The 15,296-nt window shown below is 61.0% G+C and carries 16 protein-coding genes and 1 riboswitch; of the genes, 5 read left to right on the forward strand and 11 right to left on the reverse strand.

Features of this window, described 5'->3' with window-relative positions; translation table 11 throughout:
- Positions 1 to 51: 51 nt before the first annotated feature.
- The 5 genes from P3G59_RS07150 to P3G59_RS07170 are packed head-to-tail and all read right to left on the reverse strand — an operon-like array spanning position 52 to position 4,130.
- A complete protein-coding gene (locus P3G59_RS07150; protein WP_123452383.1) occupies positions 52 to 693 on the reverse strand; it encodes an urea amidolyase associated protein UAAP2 in 642 nt (213 codons plus the stop codon).
- An 11-nt stretch (positions 694 to 704) separates the two neighbouring features.
- Entirely contained in the window at positions 705 to 1,430 is a 726-nt protein-coding gene (locus P3G59_RS07155) for an urea amidolyase associated protein UAAP1 (RefSeq protein WP_277761017.1), read from the reverse strand.
- A 13-nt stretch (positions 1,431 to 1,443) separates the two neighbouring features.
- A complete protein-coding gene (locus tag P3G59_RS07160; RefSeq protein WP_277761018.1) occupies positions 1,444 to 2,232 on the reverse strand; it encodes an ABC transporter ATP-binding protein in 789 nt (262 codons plus the stop codon).
- Positions 2,229 to 3,044, reverse strand: coding sequence for an ABC transporter permease (locus P3G59_RS07165; protein WP_277761019.1), 816 nt, complete (start codon positions 3,042 to 3,044; stop codon positions 2,229 to 2,231). Before P3G59_RS07165 ends, P3G59_RS07160 begins: the two co-directional genes overlap by 4 nt.
- Positions 3,045 to 3,062: 18 nt before the next feature.
- Positions 3,063 to 4,130 (reverse strand): putative urea ABC transporter substrate-binding protein, encoded by a 1,068-nt coding sequence (locus P3G59_RS07170; RefSeq protein WP_277761020.1) that lies wholly within the window; start codon positions 4,128 to 4,130, stop codon positions 3,063 to 3,065.
- Positions 4,131 to 4,193: 63 nt separating this feature from the next.
- Positions 4,194 to 4,294, reverse strand: a riboswitch (guanidine-I (ykkC/yxkD leader).
- Positions 4,295 to 4,594: 300 nt separating this feature from the next.
- Here P3G59_RS07170 and P3G59_RS07175 point away from each other — a divergent pair.
- Entirely contained in the window at positions 4,595 to 4,840 is a 246-nt protein-coding gene (locus P3G59_RS07175; protein ID WP_277761021.1) for a hypothetical protein, read from the forward strand.
- A gap of 180 nt (positions 4,841 to 5,020) precedes the next feature.
- A complete protein-coding gene (locus tag P3G59_RS07180) occupies positions 5,021 to 5,428 on the forward strand; it encodes a hypothetical protein (RefSeq protein WP_277761022.1) in 408 nt (135 codons plus the stop codon).
- A 67-nt stretch (positions 5,429 to 5,495) separates the two neighbouring features.
- Here the strand turns inward: P3G59_RS07180 and P3G59_RS07185 are convergent, their stop codons facing one another.
- Positions 5,496 to 6,608 (reverse strand): enoyl-CoA hydratase/isomerase family protein, encoded by a 1,113-nt coding sequence (locus P3G59_RS07185; protein WP_277761023.1) that lies wholly within the window; start codon positions 6,606 to 6,608, stop codon positions 5,496 to 5,498.
- A 132-nt stretch (positions 6,609 to 6,740) separates the two neighbouring features.
- Here P3G59_RS07185 and ung point away from each other — a divergent pair, with 132 nt between their 5' ends.
- Entirely contained in the window at positions 6,741 to 7,436 is a 696-nt protein-coding gene (gene ung, locus P3G59_RS07190; protein ID WP_277761024.1) for a uracil-DNA glycosylase, read from the forward strand.
- Between the two features lie 105 nt (positions 7,437 to 7,541).
- Here the strand turns inward: ung and P3G59_RS07195 are convergent, their stop codons facing one another.
- The 5 genes from P3G59_RS07195 to P3G59_RS07215 form a co-directional block, all read right to left on the reverse strand.
- Positions 7,542 to 8,576 carry an AbrB family transcriptional regulator gene (locus tag P3G59_RS07195; RefSeq protein ID WP_277761025.1) on the reverse strand — a complete coding sequence of 345 codons (1,035 nt, stop codon included), beginning with the start codon at positions 8,574 to 8,576 and terminating at the stop codon, positions 7,542 to 7,544.
- Positions 8,569 to 10,083: a tripartite tricarboxylate transporter permease gene (locus P3G59_RS07200; protein ID WP_277761026.1), complete on the reverse strand. Its 1,515-nt coding sequence runs from the start codon at positions 10,081 to 10,083 to the stop codon at positions 8,569 to 8,571. The genes P3G59_RS07195 and P3G59_RS07200 overlap by 8 nt, the downstream gene beginning before the upstream one ends.
- Before the next feature lies 1 nt (position 10,084).
- Positions 10,085 to 10,543, reverse strand: coding sequence for a tripartite tricarboxylate transporter TctB family protein (locus tag P3G59_RS07205; protein WP_277761027.1), 459 nt, complete (start codon positions 10,541 to 10,543; stop codon positions 10,085 to 10,087).
- 56 nt (positions 10,544 to 10,599) lie between these two features.
- Positions 10,600 to 11,577: a tripartite tricarboxylate transporter substrate binding protein gene (locus tag P3G59_RS07210; RefSeq protein WP_008083562.1), complete on the reverse strand. Its 978-nt coding sequence runs from the start codon at positions 11,575 to 11,577 to the stop codon at positions 10,600 to 10,602.
- A 120-nt stretch (positions 11,578 to 11,697) separates the two neighbouring features.
- Positions 11,698 to 12,990: an OprD family porin gene (locus P3G59_RS07215; RefSeq protein WP_277761028.1), complete on the reverse strand. Its 1,293-nt coding sequence runs from the start codon at positions 12,988 to 12,990 to the stop codon at positions 11,698 to 11,700.
- A gap of 236 nt (positions 12,991 to 13,226) precedes the next feature.
- Between P3G59_RS07215 and P3G59_RS07220 the strand changes: the two genes are divergently transcribed.
- Together P3G59_RS07220 and P3G59_RS07225 are read left to right on the forward strand one after the other, a co-directional pair.
- Positions 13,227 to 13,898: a response regulator gene (locus tag P3G59_RS07220; RefSeq protein ID WP_034153139.1), complete on the forward strand. Its 672-nt coding sequence runs from the start codon at positions 13,227 to 13,229 to the stop codon at positions 13,896 to 13,898.
- Positions 13,891 to 15,276: a sensor histidine kinase gene (locus tag P3G59_RS07225; RefSeq protein ID WP_141128008.1), complete on the forward strand. Its 1,386-nt coding sequence runs from the start codon at positions 13,891 to 13,893 to the stop codon at positions 15,274 to 15,276. The genes P3G59_RS07220 and P3G59_RS07225 overlap by 8 nt, the downstream gene beginning before the upstream one ends.
- Positions 15,277 to 15,296: the final 20 nt, after the last annotated feature.

The following is a 15,296-nucleotide window of genomic DNA, read 5'->3' on the forward strand; positions in this document are numbered from 1 at the left end:
CGGAACGCGCCTGGCACAGGGCAAACAACCAACGGCGCAACCGGCTGATGTTCAGTTCCATACCAGCAGCTCCGCAGGTGTCGGGTTGTAGGCGTTGCACGGGTTGTTCAACTGCGGGCAGTTGGAAATCAGCACGATCACATCCATCTCCGCACGCAAATCGACGTACTTGCCCGGCGCCGAAATCCCGTCCTCGAAAGTCAGCCCGCCATCCGCCGTCACCGGCACATTCATGAAGAAATTGATGTTCGGCCCGATGTCACCTTTGCCCAGTCGCCCGTCATGGGCGCAGGCGCGCAGGTAATTGTCGCGGCAGCTGTGCATGTAGCGTTTTTCCAGGGCGTAGCGCACGGTGTTGCTTTCTTGCGCGCAGGCGCCGCCGAGGGTGTCGTGGCGTCCGCAGGTGTCGGCGACGATGGTCAGCATCGGCTGGCCGAGGTTGGAATACAAAACGCTGCCGGTGCTCAGGTAGACACTGTTTTGTCGGCGCAGCGTGCGCTGCACGTCGTAGCGTTCCTTGGGATTGGCGAGGCTGTAGAACAACGTATCGACGGCCTGATTGCCCTCAAGATCGAGGATGCGCAACGTCTGGCCAGCCTTGACCTCCATCAGCCACGGTTCACCGGCCGGGATTGTGGCGCGGTACACCGCTGCGTCGGGTTGTTTTTGCGAAGTGGCGATAGCAACTGACATGGCAGCGATCCTCAAGCGAACAAACGGTCAGTGTTGATGAAGCCGCGCTCGTTTTCCGGGCGCGAGGTGCGGCAGTGTTCGGCGACGCTGGCGTCGGCGTTCATCCAGCTCAGCTTCAGTGGTTTGGGCGCGTATTCCGGCGCCGGATCCATCGGGTGTTGCAGCGCGGTGAGCACCACCAGCGTGTCCATCGGCGCGTACAACTCGATGTAGTCGCCAGCCTTGGAATTGCCCTCGACGAAGTGGCAGCGCCCGGCCTCATCGACGTTGACGCGGCTGAACAGGTTGAGGGTCATCAACAGATCGGACAGGCCCAGGCCCCACTTGCCGAGTTCCACCAACAGGTTGTCGGTGCCGTTGCGGAAGAAACCGTTGCGCAGTTCCTGATAGCGGCCCTGACCGTACTTTTGCGCGACTTCTTCGGCGCAGAGTACGCCGCCGAGGCTGTCGCTCCAGCCGCAGGTATCAGCGGTGATCGCGGCGAGTACGCGGCCCATGTCCGAATACAGGCAGTGGCCGCTGGTGAGCTTGGCGGTGTGTTGGCACTTGAGGCTGTCGGGCAGGTTCAGCCGCTCGGTTTTTTCATTGGCGTTGAGCAGGGTCAGGCTGACATTGGCGCCGCCGCGCAGATCGGTCAGGCGCAGCAATTGGCCGCGCTTCAACACGAAAGAGCGATGGCCGCCGCCGGGGAGCATTTCTTCGGCAAACGGTGGGAACAGTTGGGTTGAATCAGTCATTGCTGCAGTCCTCTCAAGCGGTGCGAAGGGCGCCTGCCAATTGCAACGGCAGGTCGTCGACGGCAGCGCGCAGGGCGCGGCGGTCGCTGTTCAAAGGGATGTCGTAGGTGATGCGCGCGCCATAGGCGCCGGGGGCGTGCGGGTCGAGACGAACCTTGTCGAACACCAGCAGACGGGTGCCGAGGCTGAAGCCTTCGGACAAGTCGTGGGTGACCATGAACACTGTCAACCGGGTCTCGCGCCACAGCTCCAACAGCAAGGCGTGCATGTCTTTGCGGATGCCCGGATCGAGCGCGCCAAACGGTTCGTCGAGCAGCAACACGCGCGGTTTCATGATCAGTGCCTGTGCAATCGCCAACCGTTGCTGCATACCGCCGGACAGCTGCGCCGGGTATTTGTCGAGGGCATGGCCGAGGCCGACTTTGTCCAGCAAGGCCGCCGCTTGTTCACGCGCCTCACGTTTGGCGTTGCCGAACAAGCGACCCAGCAGCGGTGCGCGCGGCAGTTCCAGACCGAGCGCGACGTTGTCGAGCACGCTCAAATGCGGGAACACCGAGTAGCGCTGAAACACCACGCCACGGCTGGCATCCGGTTCGCCGGCCAGCGCTTGACCGTCGAGCAGGATCTCGCCGCGACTCGCGGTTTCCTGACCGAGCAGCAGGCGCAGGAAGGTCGATTTGCCGCAACCGGACGCGCCGACCAGGGTGCAGAATTCGCCCTCGTTGACGCTCAGGTTCAAGCCTTCCAGTACCACCTGATCGGCGTACTGCTGCCAGACGTTTTTCACGGTGATGAAGCTCATTTGGCCGCCCCCGCATACCAAGGGAAGGCGCGATGGGTCAGGTATTTCAGGCCCCAATCCATCAGCCAGGCGAGGAGGGTGATCCACACCACGTACGGCAGAATCACGTCCATCGCCAGATAACGCCGTACCAGAAAAATCCGGTAGCCGAGGCCGTCGGTGGAGGCAATGGCTTCGGCGGCAATCAGGAACAGCCACGCCGAGCCGAGCATCAGCCGCAACGAGATCAGCAAGCGTGGCAGCAGTTGCGGCAACACCACGCGCAACATCAATGTCCATGTCGAGGCGCCGAGGGTCTGCGCCTTGATCAGTAGTTCGACCGGTATTTCCCGGGCGCGTTGTTCCAGATCGCGAGCGAGCGCCGGGGTGATGCCGATCACGATCAGCATGACCTTCGACAATTCGCCCAGACCGAAAACGATGAACAGAATCGGCAGGATTGCCAGCGGCGGCACCATCGACAGCACGGTCAGCAGCGGCGACAGCGGTGCGCCGAACAGCGGCAGTGTCCCGGCGGCGATGCCCAGGCACAGCCCGGCCAGCGCGGCGATGCCGAGACCGATGGCCAGACGCCGCAGGCTCGACGCGGTGTCCTGCCACAACAGGTATTCGCCGGTACGGCTGTCGGCATTGAAGGCCAGGCGTTTCACCGCGTCGGTCATCTGTACGGCGCTGGGCAGCAGTTTGTCGTTGGGGTTGTCCGCCAGGCGCTCGGCCGAGCCCATGAAGTAGGCGAACAGCAGCAGGGCGAATGGCAGGATCACCAGCAACAGGCGACTCGGGCGGTCGGGGTGGCGATTGATCAGGCGCATGGCCAAATCCTCCGTGGCTTACAGCTTGGCGTCGGCGGCCATCTGCACGTAGGTCGGATCGAAACGCAGCTTGAGATTGCCGGTGTCGCCGCTGGTCACGCCGTTGGCAAAGGCCATGCCGACCGCGCTGGTGTCTTTCGCGCCTTCGCCGAGCAAGCCGTGCTGGAACGAGAACTCGGCGACCTTGCGCATGGTTTCCGGCAGTTGCTTGCTGGTGGCGAAATTCAGCGCTTCGCGCGGCGTGGCGAACAGTCTGGTGGTGTTGAGTTGCGCCTGGAATCCAGCCAGATCGGTACCCGAGGCCTTGGCCATGTGCTCCAGCGCAGCCTTGCTCGCGGCGTTTTTGGCGTTCATCAGCTCGACCACTTCGAACCACGCACCGGTCAGTGCTTTGCCCAGCGCCGGGTTGTCTTTGAGGGTGGCGCTGTTGACCACCATCATGTCCATGATCTCGCCGGGAATCTGGCTGGAGTTGAACACTTCGGTCACCCCCGGTTTGGCCTTGATGTCCGAGAGCATCGGGTTCCAGGTGGTCACGGCGTTGACTTGCGCGGTGTTGAAGGCAGCGGAGATGTCGGCGTCGGAAGTGTTGACCACTTTCAGGTCTTTCTCGGTGAGGTCGACCGAGTCCAGCGCGCGGGCCAGCAGGTAGTGCGAGACCGACAGTTCGACCAGATTGACGTCCATGCCCTTGAGGTCGGCGACTTTCTTGCTGTCGCCCTTGAGGACGATGCCGTCGTTGCCGTTGGAAAAATCGCTGACGATCAGCGCGGTGCTGTCGACGCCGCCGGCGGCCGGAATGGTCAGTGCATCCATGTTGGTCATGGTGCAGCCGTCGAACTGGCCGGCGGTGTACTGGTTGATCGATTCGACGTAGTCGTTGAGCTGTACGACGTCGATCTTGATCCCGTACTTCTTCGCCCATTTATCGACAATGCCCTGGCTGCCGGCGTATTCCCATGGCATCCAGCCAGCGTAAATCGTCCAGCAGACGCTGAAGTGGTCTTTCTCGGCGGCGGGGGATTGCGTGCTGATGAGTGCGGCGAACGCCGCGGCGAGCAGGGCGGGCAAACGTAGTCGGGTCATGGTGGATTCTCCAGTTGATCAAGGGCGGACAGGAAGGCAACGCGGCACCGCGAACGGTGGCTTGTCTCCCGGGCTTTTGTCCCGCCGTGTAACCTCAACTGGAGGTCGCCAACTCTCGGACCAGCCACTCGCGATTGCGAGCCGGAACCCTAGTCAGCCATTGCAAATTGTGGTGCCGCGAACCTGTGATGACTCCTGCACGGGTTTGCTAAAGCGAGAGGCGTGCCAAGTTGCGTCAGGCGCTCTGGCACGGGGTTGCGGGTAGGCGCGGGAGGATTACAAGTCTGGTTCGGCGCGTTGTGTTGGTGCGCGCCTGCACCGTCATGCAGCGTGATTGCCGCTGATCTGATGGTTTTGCGGTGTCGGCACTCGGGATGGCTTTGCCAGTCAAAACAGATGTCAGCCGGTCTGTGCCGACTGCTGTCGCAGGTCTTTCAGGAGGCCGCCATGCTTATTCATAAAAGTTGCGAAGAGTGCTGCTGGGAGCGGTGCTCGGTTTCGGTCTGTCCGGTTGTTACTACTACGGCGGTGCCTACGATGCGTATCCCGCCACCTACTACGCTCCCGGTTATTACTCGCCCTATTACTACGGCGGTTACTACGGTCCGCGTTATTACGGTGGTGCACGTTACTACTACGGTGGCTACGGCTATCGGGGCGGTTACGGACGGGGTTATCACGGCGGCGGATATCACGGTGGCCACCATTAATCAGCGGCTGAATGACAGCGTTTCGCGGATGAACAAGGTTTCATAAATCACTTGTTTCAACTTGTTGCAGGATCGCACCAGATGCCGAAAACGCTGTCTGATTTTTCGTCAGTCACCGATTAAATGACTGATGCCTGCCAGCGTCGCTGGTGTGGCCAGCCCGCGGTCCAGGAGGCCGCCATGTATAGACGAATTCTTCTGCTTGCTGCGTTGATGTTCTCCGTTGCCGGTTGCGTCCCTTACTCTTACGCGGACTCGTATTACAGCTCAGAGGTCTATACGTCACCCGCACCGGCCTACTACAACACGGGCGGCACGTATTACAACGGTGGCAGCACCTATTACGCGCAGCCACGCTACTACCAGCCAGCCCCGCGGTACTACCAGCAACCGCGCTATTACCAACCGGCGCCACGTTACTATCAACCGGCCCCGCGTTATTACGAAAGCCGTCGCTGGCACGACAATGATCGCGGACGCTGGGATGGCCACCGTCGCGGCGGTTGGGATAACGATCACCGCGGTCGTGGCAACTACGACCGACACAGTGGACGCGGCGACCACAACGGACGTGGCAATCGTTGGTAATCACCCGCAAATGAAAAGCGGCGCTTAAAGCGCCGCTTTTTTTATACCCGGATTTTGTCCGAGACACTTAATACTGCGTCAGATCCGCCAATGGATGGCGCCCCTCCCAGACCTTGTGAAAATGCGCCTCGACCACCGCTTCCGGCACGCTACTGACGTCCGGCCAATGCCAGTGCGGCTTCTGATCTTTATCGATCAACCGTGCCCGAACCCCTTCGCTGAACTCCGGATGCCGGCAGCAATTGAGGCTCAGGGTGTATTCCATCTGGAAGACTTCCGCCAACGACATATGGCGCGCGCGGATGATCTGTTCCCAAACCAGATGCGCGGTCAGCGGTGAGCCTTCGCTCATGGTTTTCGCCGCGCGGGCGATCAGCGGATCGCTGCTGTCGCGTTGCAGGCTGATGGCTTTCCAGGCGCAGGCCACGTCGCTGACGTCGAGCAGTTCATCGATCTGCTGTCGACGCGGCAGCCACTGCGCCTCGGGCAGCTGCGCCACGGCTTCCTGCTGCAGGGCCTTGAGCAGACTGTTGAGTTGCATGGCGGTCTGTTCCTGCCAATTGAGCTGCAGCAAGCCTTCGATCAGTTGCGGCTGTTGTTCGTCGAGCAGGAAGCGGTCAGCCAGATCCAGATCGATTGCATCACGGCCGTTCATGTGCGCACCGGTCAGGCCGAGGAATAATCCGAGCTTGCCCGGCAGCCGCGCAAGAAACCAACTGGCGCCGACGTCCGGATACAGCCCAATGGTGATTTCCGGCATCGCCAGGCGGCTGCTCGGTGTGACGATCCGCGTGCTCGCGCCTTGCAGCAAACCCATGCCGCCGCCGAGTACATAACCATGGCCCCAGCAGATCAACGGTTTCGGATAGGTGTGCAGGCTGTAATCCAGGCGATATTCCGCGCTGAAAAACTGCGCGGCCAGCGGCGGTACTTCGCCGGGGTGGGCGCGACAGGCCTCGACCAGACTGCGCACCTCGCCACCGGCGCAGAAGGCCTTGGCGCCGTTGCCGCGCAGCAGCACGCAGACGATTTGCGGATCCTTGGCCCAGGCGTTCAATTTGTCGCCAAGGGCGTTGATCATCGGCAGGGACAGCGCGTTCAGCGATTTTTCAGCATCCAGGCTGGCGATACCGATGCGGGCGCCGTCGGTGCCGGTGAGTTCTTCGAAGTGCAGATTCATCGTGACCTCGATCGGGAATTTGAACGATCAGTATGATCGTTGTGTGGGAAAGTGCCGGATCTGCGTCAGATCAATTGACAAGCGTGGTCGGCTTTCCTAGGGTTCGCCCCATTGTTTTTGCCGGGTATGACCATGACTGCTGACGACCGTATCAAACTCGAACCGAGCTGGAAGGAGGCACTGCGTGCTGAGTTCGACCAGCCTTACATGGCAGAGTTGCGCCAGTTTCTGCAGCAGGAGCGGGCGGCCGGCAAGGAAATCTATCCGCCGGGGCCGATGATTTTCAATGCCTTGAACTCGACGCCGCTGGATAAAGTGAAGGTGGTTATCCTCGGTCAGGACCCGTATCACGGCCCGGGCCAGGCCCACGGCTTGTGCTTCTCGGTGCAACCGGGCGTGCCGGCACCGCCGTCGCTGGTCAACATCTATAAAGAGTTGAAGCGCGATCTCAACATCGACATTCCCAATCACGGCTACTTGCAGAGTTGGGCCGATCAGGGTGTGTTGATGATCAACACGACCATGACCGTCGAGCGCGCCAACGCCAATGCGCACAAGGACAAGGGCTGGCAGTTTTTTACTGATCGGATCATTGAACTGGTCAGCGAGCGCCAGCCGCATCTGGTGTTCATGCTCTGGGGCGCGCATGCGCAGAGCAAGCAGAAGCTGATCGACGCGACCAAGCATCTGGTGCTGACGTCGGTGCATCCGTCGCCGTTGTCGGCTTATCGCGGTTTTTTGGGTTGCGGGCATTTCAGCCGCACCAACAAGTTTCTTGAGCAGAATGGCGAAACGCCGATCGAGTGGCGTCTGCCGCCCATCGCCTAATCTCGTTCCCACGCTCTGCGTGGGAATGCCTCAACGGACGCTCCGCGTTCGGCTCTAAAACGGGCGCATTCCCACGCAGAGCGTGGGAACGATCAGCTTCCAGACTTACTCGGGATGACGGTTCCAGTACTTGAACAACGGCTCCGCCAGAAACAGCACAAACAACAGCCGCATCACCTGCATCGCCGTCACCAGCGGCACCGATAATTGCAGGGTTTCCGCCGTCAGACTCATCTCGGCAATCCCGCCAGGCATCATGCCCAGCGTCAGCGAACGCAGATCCAGATGGGTCAAAGCACTCAAGCCCAATGCCGCCAGTGTCGCGATCAACATGGTCAGCGCCGTGCCGATCAACGTCCGTCCCATGAATGAAGGCGCACGGCGGAAAAACTGCCGGTTGAAGTGACAACCCAAACCACTGCCAATCAACCACTGGCCAATCTGACTGCCGCCATTGGGCAAACCAATGTGCAGATCCCAGCCAATACTCACCGCCGCACTCACCAGCAACGGCCCGAACAACCACGGATTGGGTTGACGCAAACGCTGCCAGAGCCACGCGAGCAATCCGCCCGCCGGAAACAGAATCGCCAGCCAGCGCCAATCGACACTGCCCGCATGAGCAATCGGGGTGCCATCGCCGAGCAAATACTTGAACGCCGCCGGCACACACAGCACCACCACCAGCACTCGCAGACTTTGCCCCGCTGCAACGTGGCTGAGCATCGCGCCGTTACGCGCGCCGAGGTTGACCATCTCCCCGGAACCGCCGGGCATGCTCGAGAAAAACGCCGTGGCGCGATCCTCACCAGTGCGGCGCATCAACCACACGCCGACTACCGCCGAAACGCTGGTGACCAGCGCGCCGAAGAAGATCAACCCGAAATGACTGAGCACCTGCTCCATCACCACCGGGGTGAAGTGCAGGCCAATGCCGATGCCGACGATCCACTGGCCGCACTTGCGGCCGCCAGGGATTTCCGTGAGTTGCCATGGGGTCAGGCAGCGCACGAGGATGATCGCCAGCAACGAGCCGACCATCCACGGCAGTGGCCAGCCGATCTGGCTGGCGAGGTAACCGCCAAGCAGACCGACCAGCGGGGTTCCCCACCAGGATTTCAGTGAGGCGCGATCAAACATCAGCGATGGCGCGACGCGCAACCGAACGTTTGCGCCAGATGCGCAGCAGCGGCATCAGCAGCATGATCGCAGTCAGCACCCAGACACCGAAGGTGATCGGGCTCGACCAGAGGATCTCCAGCGCACCGTTGGAAATCGACAGCGCACGACGCAGGTTCTGCTCCATCAAACCACCGAGGATGAAGCCCAGCAGCACTGGCGACAACGGGAAATCGAGCTTGCGCAGGATGTAACCGAAGATGCCAATGCCGACCATCAGGAACAGATCGAACGTGGTGGCGTGCACCGCGTAGACGCCGATCCCGGTAATGATCGCAATCACCGGCACCAGTGCCCAGTTCGGCACGGCGAGGATGCGCGTGAAGATGCGGATCATCGGGATGTTGAGGATCACCAGCATGATGTTGGCGATGAACAACGAGGCGATCAGGCCCCAGACGATGTCCGGTTGTTGCTGGAACAGCAGCGGGCCCGGGGTGATGTTGTACAGCGACAGGGCGCCGATCATCACCGCCGTGGTGCCCGAACCTGGCACGCCGAGTGTCAGCATCGGTACCAGTGCGCCACAGGCCGAAGCACCGATGGCAGTTTCCGGCGCGGCAAGGCCACGGGCGTCACCTTCACCGAATTTGCCGCTGGCACCGGCGAGGCGTTTTTCGGTCATGTAAGCCACGGCGCTGGCCAGCGTTGCGCCGGCACCCGGCAACACGCCCATGATGAAACCGAGCAGGCCGCAACGAATGTTCACCACGAACACCGACGAGGCTTCCTTGAAGTTGAACATCATCCGGCCGGTGGCTTTCACCGCTTCCTGGCCGCGATGGGTTTTCTCCAGCAGCAACAGAATCTCGCTGACCGAGAACAGGCCCAGCACCAGCACGACAAACTGGATGCCGTCGGTCAGATGAATGTTGTCGCCGGTAAAACGGTACACGCCGCTGTTGGCATCGATGCCGACGCTCGACAGGAACAGGCCGATCAACGCGGCGATAAACGTCTTCAATGGTCGATCACCGGCCATGCCGCCGAGGCAGACAATCGCGAACACCATCAACACGAAGTATTCCGCCGGGCCAAAAGCAATCGCCCATTTCGCCAGCAGCGGGGCGAACAGCACCATGCCGCAGGTGGCGATAAACGCACCGATAAACGAACTCCACGCCGACAGCGACAGCGCCACACCGGCGAGGCCTTTTCGGGCCATCGGGTAACCGTCGAGGGTGGTCATCACGGTCGACGCTTCGCCCGGGATGTTCAGCAGAATCGAGCTGATCCGCCCGCCGTATTCACAGCCCAGATACACCGCTGCCAGCAGAATCAGTGCCGACTCCGGCGGCAAGCCAAGGGCAAACGCAATCGGGATCAGCAAGGCCACGCCGTTGATCGGGCCGAGGCCCGGCAGCAAGCCGACGACAGTCCCGATCAGTGTGCCGGTCAGGGCCGTGACCAGGTTGTACGGGCTCAGCGCGACGCCGAAGCCTTGACCCAAATAACCGAGGGTATCCATATCAGTTCTCCAGCACGTCGAGCAGGCCAAGGGGCAGCGGAACGTCCATCACACGGTCGAACAGCAGGTACAGACCGATGGCCATCAGCGTGGTCACCACCACGCTCGGTAACCAGCGACCGCCATACAGGCGCGCCATCGGAATGCCGATGAGGATGCTGCTGAGGATGAAACCCAGCGGTTCGAACAGACCGGCGAATACCAGCAACAGCGCCACGCAGATGGCAATCTTGGTCAGGGTTTCGCGGTCCAGTGGCGGCTCGTCCTCACTGTGTTTGATCGGCGCCGGGCGAAACACCATGTACAGCAGCGCCGCGCTCATCAGGCCGAGCATCAGCAACGGGAAGGCGCGCGGGCCCACCGGTTCGTAGGAAAAGGCCGCTTGGTACGGCCACGCCATCAGTGCCAGGCCGACACAGACCAGCAACAACACCGAGGCGAAAATGCGTTGAATAAGCATGGGAGCTCCTGTGCCGCGTCCCCGCAACCGGGAACGCAGCCGCTAGACAGAGGCGATCACTGGATCAGGCCGAACTCTTTGGCCAGCACTTTGTAGTCCGCGACTTGCTTCTTCACGTAGGTGTCCAGTTCCGGGCCGGTCATGGCGAACGGGAACAATTCACGCTGATCGCGCAGCTTGGCGAATTCGTCGGAGGCCAGCAGTTTGTCGAACGAGTCTTTCCACCAGGCGTAATCTTCATCGCTGACTTTTGGCCCCAGGTAGAAGCCGCGCACCACAGGCCAGACGATGTCGTAGCCTTGCTCGCGAGCCGTCGGGATGTCTTTCATTTCCGGCTCGTCGAGACGCTTGTCGGCAAACACCGCGAGCAGGCGCATGTCGCCACTCTGGATGTGTGGCATGGAGTCGGAGATGTCGGTACTGCCGACCTGGATGTGACCACCGAGCAGGGCCGTGGCGATCTCGCCGCCACCTTCGAGGGCGACATAACGCAGGTCGCGCGGGTTGATCCCGGCAGCCTTGGCGATCAGTGCGGTTTGCATCCAGTCCTGGCTGCCGACGGTGCCGCCGGAACCAATGACCACCGAGCTTGGATCTTTCTTCAGCGCCTGCACGAGATCGTCGAGGGTCTTGTAGGGCGAATCGCTTTTCACCGCGATGGCGCCGTAGCTGGTGCCGACGGCTGCCAGCCAGCGCACATTGGTCTCATCGAAGCGACCGAACTTGCCCTGGGCCAGGTTCAACAGTGAACCGCTCGACCACGCGACCAGCGTGCCGGCATCGGCCGGACGTTGCGCGACCACAGCGTTATACGCCACCGCGCCGACACCGCCGGGCATGTAGGTCACACGCATCGGTTTGCTCAGCAGTTTCTGATTGACCAGCGCGCTCTGCACCAGTTTGCAGGTCAGGTCGAAACCACCACCCGGCGATGCCGGTGCAATGCATTCCGGACGTTTCGGTTCGGCCATCAATTGGCCGGCCACCAGCATCATGCCGGCCGCTAAAGCAACTTTACGCAGTGAAAAATTCATTGGTCTCTCCACAGTTTCTTGTTGTAGGGGCTTTTTTGTGTAGGAGCTGCCGTAGGCTGCGATCTTTTGATCTTTTGATCTTTTGATCTCCCGACCACAACACCAAGGCATTTCAATCAATTACCAAAGGGCAACGCTATAGCTCACCAGCAACCGCACTTCATCCGCATCGCGAGCCGAGTAATTGGAACGGTAAGTGGCATTCCTCAAACGCACGGCGACATCCTTCAAGGCGCCGCTTTGTACTACATATTTGATCTCGGTGTTGCGTTCCCACTCTTTGCCTTCTTCACCGTTCTTGAGCTTGATGTTGTCACCGCTCAAGTAGCGGCTCATGAAGCTCAGGCCAGGAATGCCGAGCCTGGCGAAGTCAAAATCGTAACGAGCCTGCCAGGAGCGTTCTCCAGCGCCGGCGAAGTCGTTGATCTGTACGAAGTTGACCAGGTACGGGTCGCTGCCATCGACGTAAGGGAAAGCGCTGTCGCCGGACATGTGTTGATAACCGGCACTGAATTTGTGGCCGCTCAGCGCATAGCTGACCAGGCCGTTGAGCGAGCGGTTGTCGATCTCACCACCACGGGCCGCACCCTGATCATCACTGACGGCAAAACGCAGGTCAGTGGCGAACGTGCCTGGGCCCATCGGCCGCGAGGCAACGAGGCCGAAGAAGTGCTGGTTGTAGACTTCGTCGAGTTGCGCGAAGTGGTAACTGCCGGTGATCTTGTCGGTGAACTTGTAATCCACGCCGCCAAAATCGAAGTGCTTGCCGGCAGCGGTGCCGGCAAAACGGCTGTTCTTGTTGTTGAGGGCGATGTCCTCGAAATCGGTGCTGTCGCGGTCCTTGGCTTTTTCCAGACGGCCGCCGGTGAAGGTCAGGTTCTTGATCTCTTTGGAGGTCAGCAGACCGCCTTCAAAGGTCTGCGGCAGGATGCGCCCGTCGTTGGGTTTGAGGATCGGCAGTTCGGGAATCAGGCTGCCGATTTTCAGTTCCGTGGCGGAGATTTTCACTTTGCCGGTCAGGCCGACTTTCGAGTATTCATCGGCGGCGCGCCCGTCATCGTGGGTCGGTAGCAGGCCGGTGCCGGTGCGGTCCGGACTCGAATCAAGTTTTACTCCAAGCATGCCCAACGCATCGACACCGAACCCCACGGTGCCATCGGTGTAACCCGATTGCAGATTGAGCATGAAACCCTGGGCCCATTCGTCACGCTTGGATTGCTGGGCGCTGGTGCCATCGCGAAAGTCACGGTTGAAGTACATGTTGCGGGTTTCGAACGTGGCGCTGCTGTCTTCAATGAAGTCGGCAAAGCTCAACGGCGAAAAACCGGCAAGGGCGGCGGCACTGGCAAGGGCGGTGTGGCTGAAACGGCAAGGGCGAGCAGGCGTGGACGCCTGAAGCTGCATGGACGGCATGCGGGTGTACTCCGTTTATTGTTCTTATTGGTCGAAAACGCTTCGAGGCGTTTTTCGTTGCGCTGTGTGGCATCAGCGACGGCAGTCGGAACTGTCCGTGGGCCGACTCTAACCAGCTAACCTTTCGCTAACCTTTCAGCAGACTTTCAAGGTTTTCGGGCTTCACAGCGGCGGTTGCGGCTGTAAACTCCGCGGCAAAGCGTGGCGTCGGCCATCCCTGAACGAGGTAAAAATCCATGCGTGTCCTGCTCGTCGAAGACCATCTGCAACTGGCCGAAAGTGTCGCTCAGGCGCTCAAGAGCACCGGTCTGACCGTGGATGTGTTGCACGATGGCGTGGCCGCCGACCTGGCGCTGGGCAGTGAGGAATACGCCGTGGCGATCCTCGATGTCGGCCTGCCGCGCATGGACGGTTTCGAGGTGTTGGCGCGTTTGCGTGCACGCGGCAAGAATCTGCCGGTGCTGATGCTGACGGCGCGCAGTGATGTGAAGGATCGCGTCCATGGCCTCAATCTGGGTGCTGATGATTACCTCGCCAAACCGTTCGAACTGACTGAACTGGAAGCGCGGGTCAAAGCATTGCTGCGCCGCAGCGTGCTGGGCGGCGAGCGTCAGCAGCGCTGCGGCGTACTCGCCTATGACCTCGACACCCGGCGCTTCACCCTCGGTGAAGAATTGCTGACGTTGACCTCTCGCGAACAAGCCGTGCTGGAAGCACTGATCGCCCGGCCGGGGCGGGTGATGAGCAAGGAGCAACTGGCCGCTCAGGTGTTCGGCCTCGATGAAGAAGCCAGCCCCGACGCCATCGAAATTTACGTGCATCGCTTGCGCAAGAAACTCGACGGGCAACCGGTGGCGATCGTGACGTTCCGTGGCCTTGGATATCTTCTGGAAAGCCGCGATGCATAAGCCCAGCAGCCTGCGCTGGCGGTTGCTGTGGAACCTCGCGCTGTTGCTGGTGGTGTTGATGCTCGCCAGTGGCTTGAGCGCTTACTGGAACGGTCGCGAAGCCGCCGACACGGCATACGATCGCACGTTGCTGGCCTCGGCGCGGACCATCGCGGCGGGTCTGTCGCAACGTGACGGCACACTGAGCGCCGATGTGCCTTACGTGGCACTCGATACTTTCGCTTATGACAGCGCCGGGCGGATTTACTATCAGGTCAACGACATCCATCAAAAGCTGATTTCCGGCTACGAAAACCTCCCCGGCCCGCCACCGGGAACGCCGCGCACTGACAGTTATCCCGCGTTGGCGCGCTTCTACAACGCCACCTACAAAGGGCAAAACGTGCGCGTGGTCAGCCTGCTCAAGGCGGTGACCGAGCCAAACATGAACGGCATGGCGGAAATCCGCGTGGCCGAAACCGATGAAGCACGGGTGAGCATGGCGCGCAGTCTGGCGGCCGATACCTTGCTGCGATTGGGCATGCTGGCAATTGGCGCGTTGTTGCTGGTCTGGTTTGCGGTCAGCGCGGCATTGCGCCCATTGGAGCGTTTGCGCACAGCGGTGGAAGAACGTCAGCCCGATGACTTGCGGCCGCTGCCGTTGGTTGAAGTGCAGCATGAACTGTGGCCGTTGGTGCGCGGGCTCAATCATTTCACCGAGCGCTTGCGTGGTCAGTTTGAACGGCAGGCGCAGTTCATCGCCGATGCGGCCCATGAACTGCGTACACCCTTGGCGGCGCTGAAGGCGCGGCTTGAATTGGGCCTGCGCTCGAACGAACCCGAGACCTGGCGCACGACATTGGAATCCTCAGCGCAAAGCACTGATCGCTTGACCCATCTGGCCAATCAGTTGCTGTCGCTGGCGCGCGTCGAAAACGGTGCCCGGGCGATTGCCGAGGGCGGCGCACAGTTGCTCGATCTGAGTCAGTTGGCCCGGGAGCTGGGGATGGCCATGGCGCCACTGGCACACAAACGCGGGGTCGCACTGGCGCTGGAGGCGGACGAGCCGGTGTGGTTGCGCGGTGAGCCGACGTTGCTGAATGAGTTGCTGAGCAATCTGGTGGACAACGCACTGGCGCACACGCCACCGGGCGGCAACGTCATTTTGCGCGTCACCGCACCGGCAATACTTGAGGTGGAAGATGACGGCCCGGGCATCCCGCTGGAGGAACGTGATCGGGTGTTCGAGCGCTTCTATCGGCGCAATCAGCAGGTGGCGGGTTCTGGGCTGGGCTTGGCGATTGTTGGCGAGATCTGCCGGGCGCATCTGGCCCAGATCAGTTTGCATGACGGTGAGCAGGCGGGGTTGAAGGTGCGGGTCAGTTTTATTGCCGGATGATTGTGGTGGCTTTGCTGGCC

This window comes from Pseudomonas sp. A34-9 (assembly GCF_029543085.1).
In the GTDB taxonomy this organism is placed as follows: domain Bacteria; phylum Pseudomonadota; class Gammaproteobacteria; order Pseudomonadales; family Pseudomonadaceae; genus Aquipseudomonas.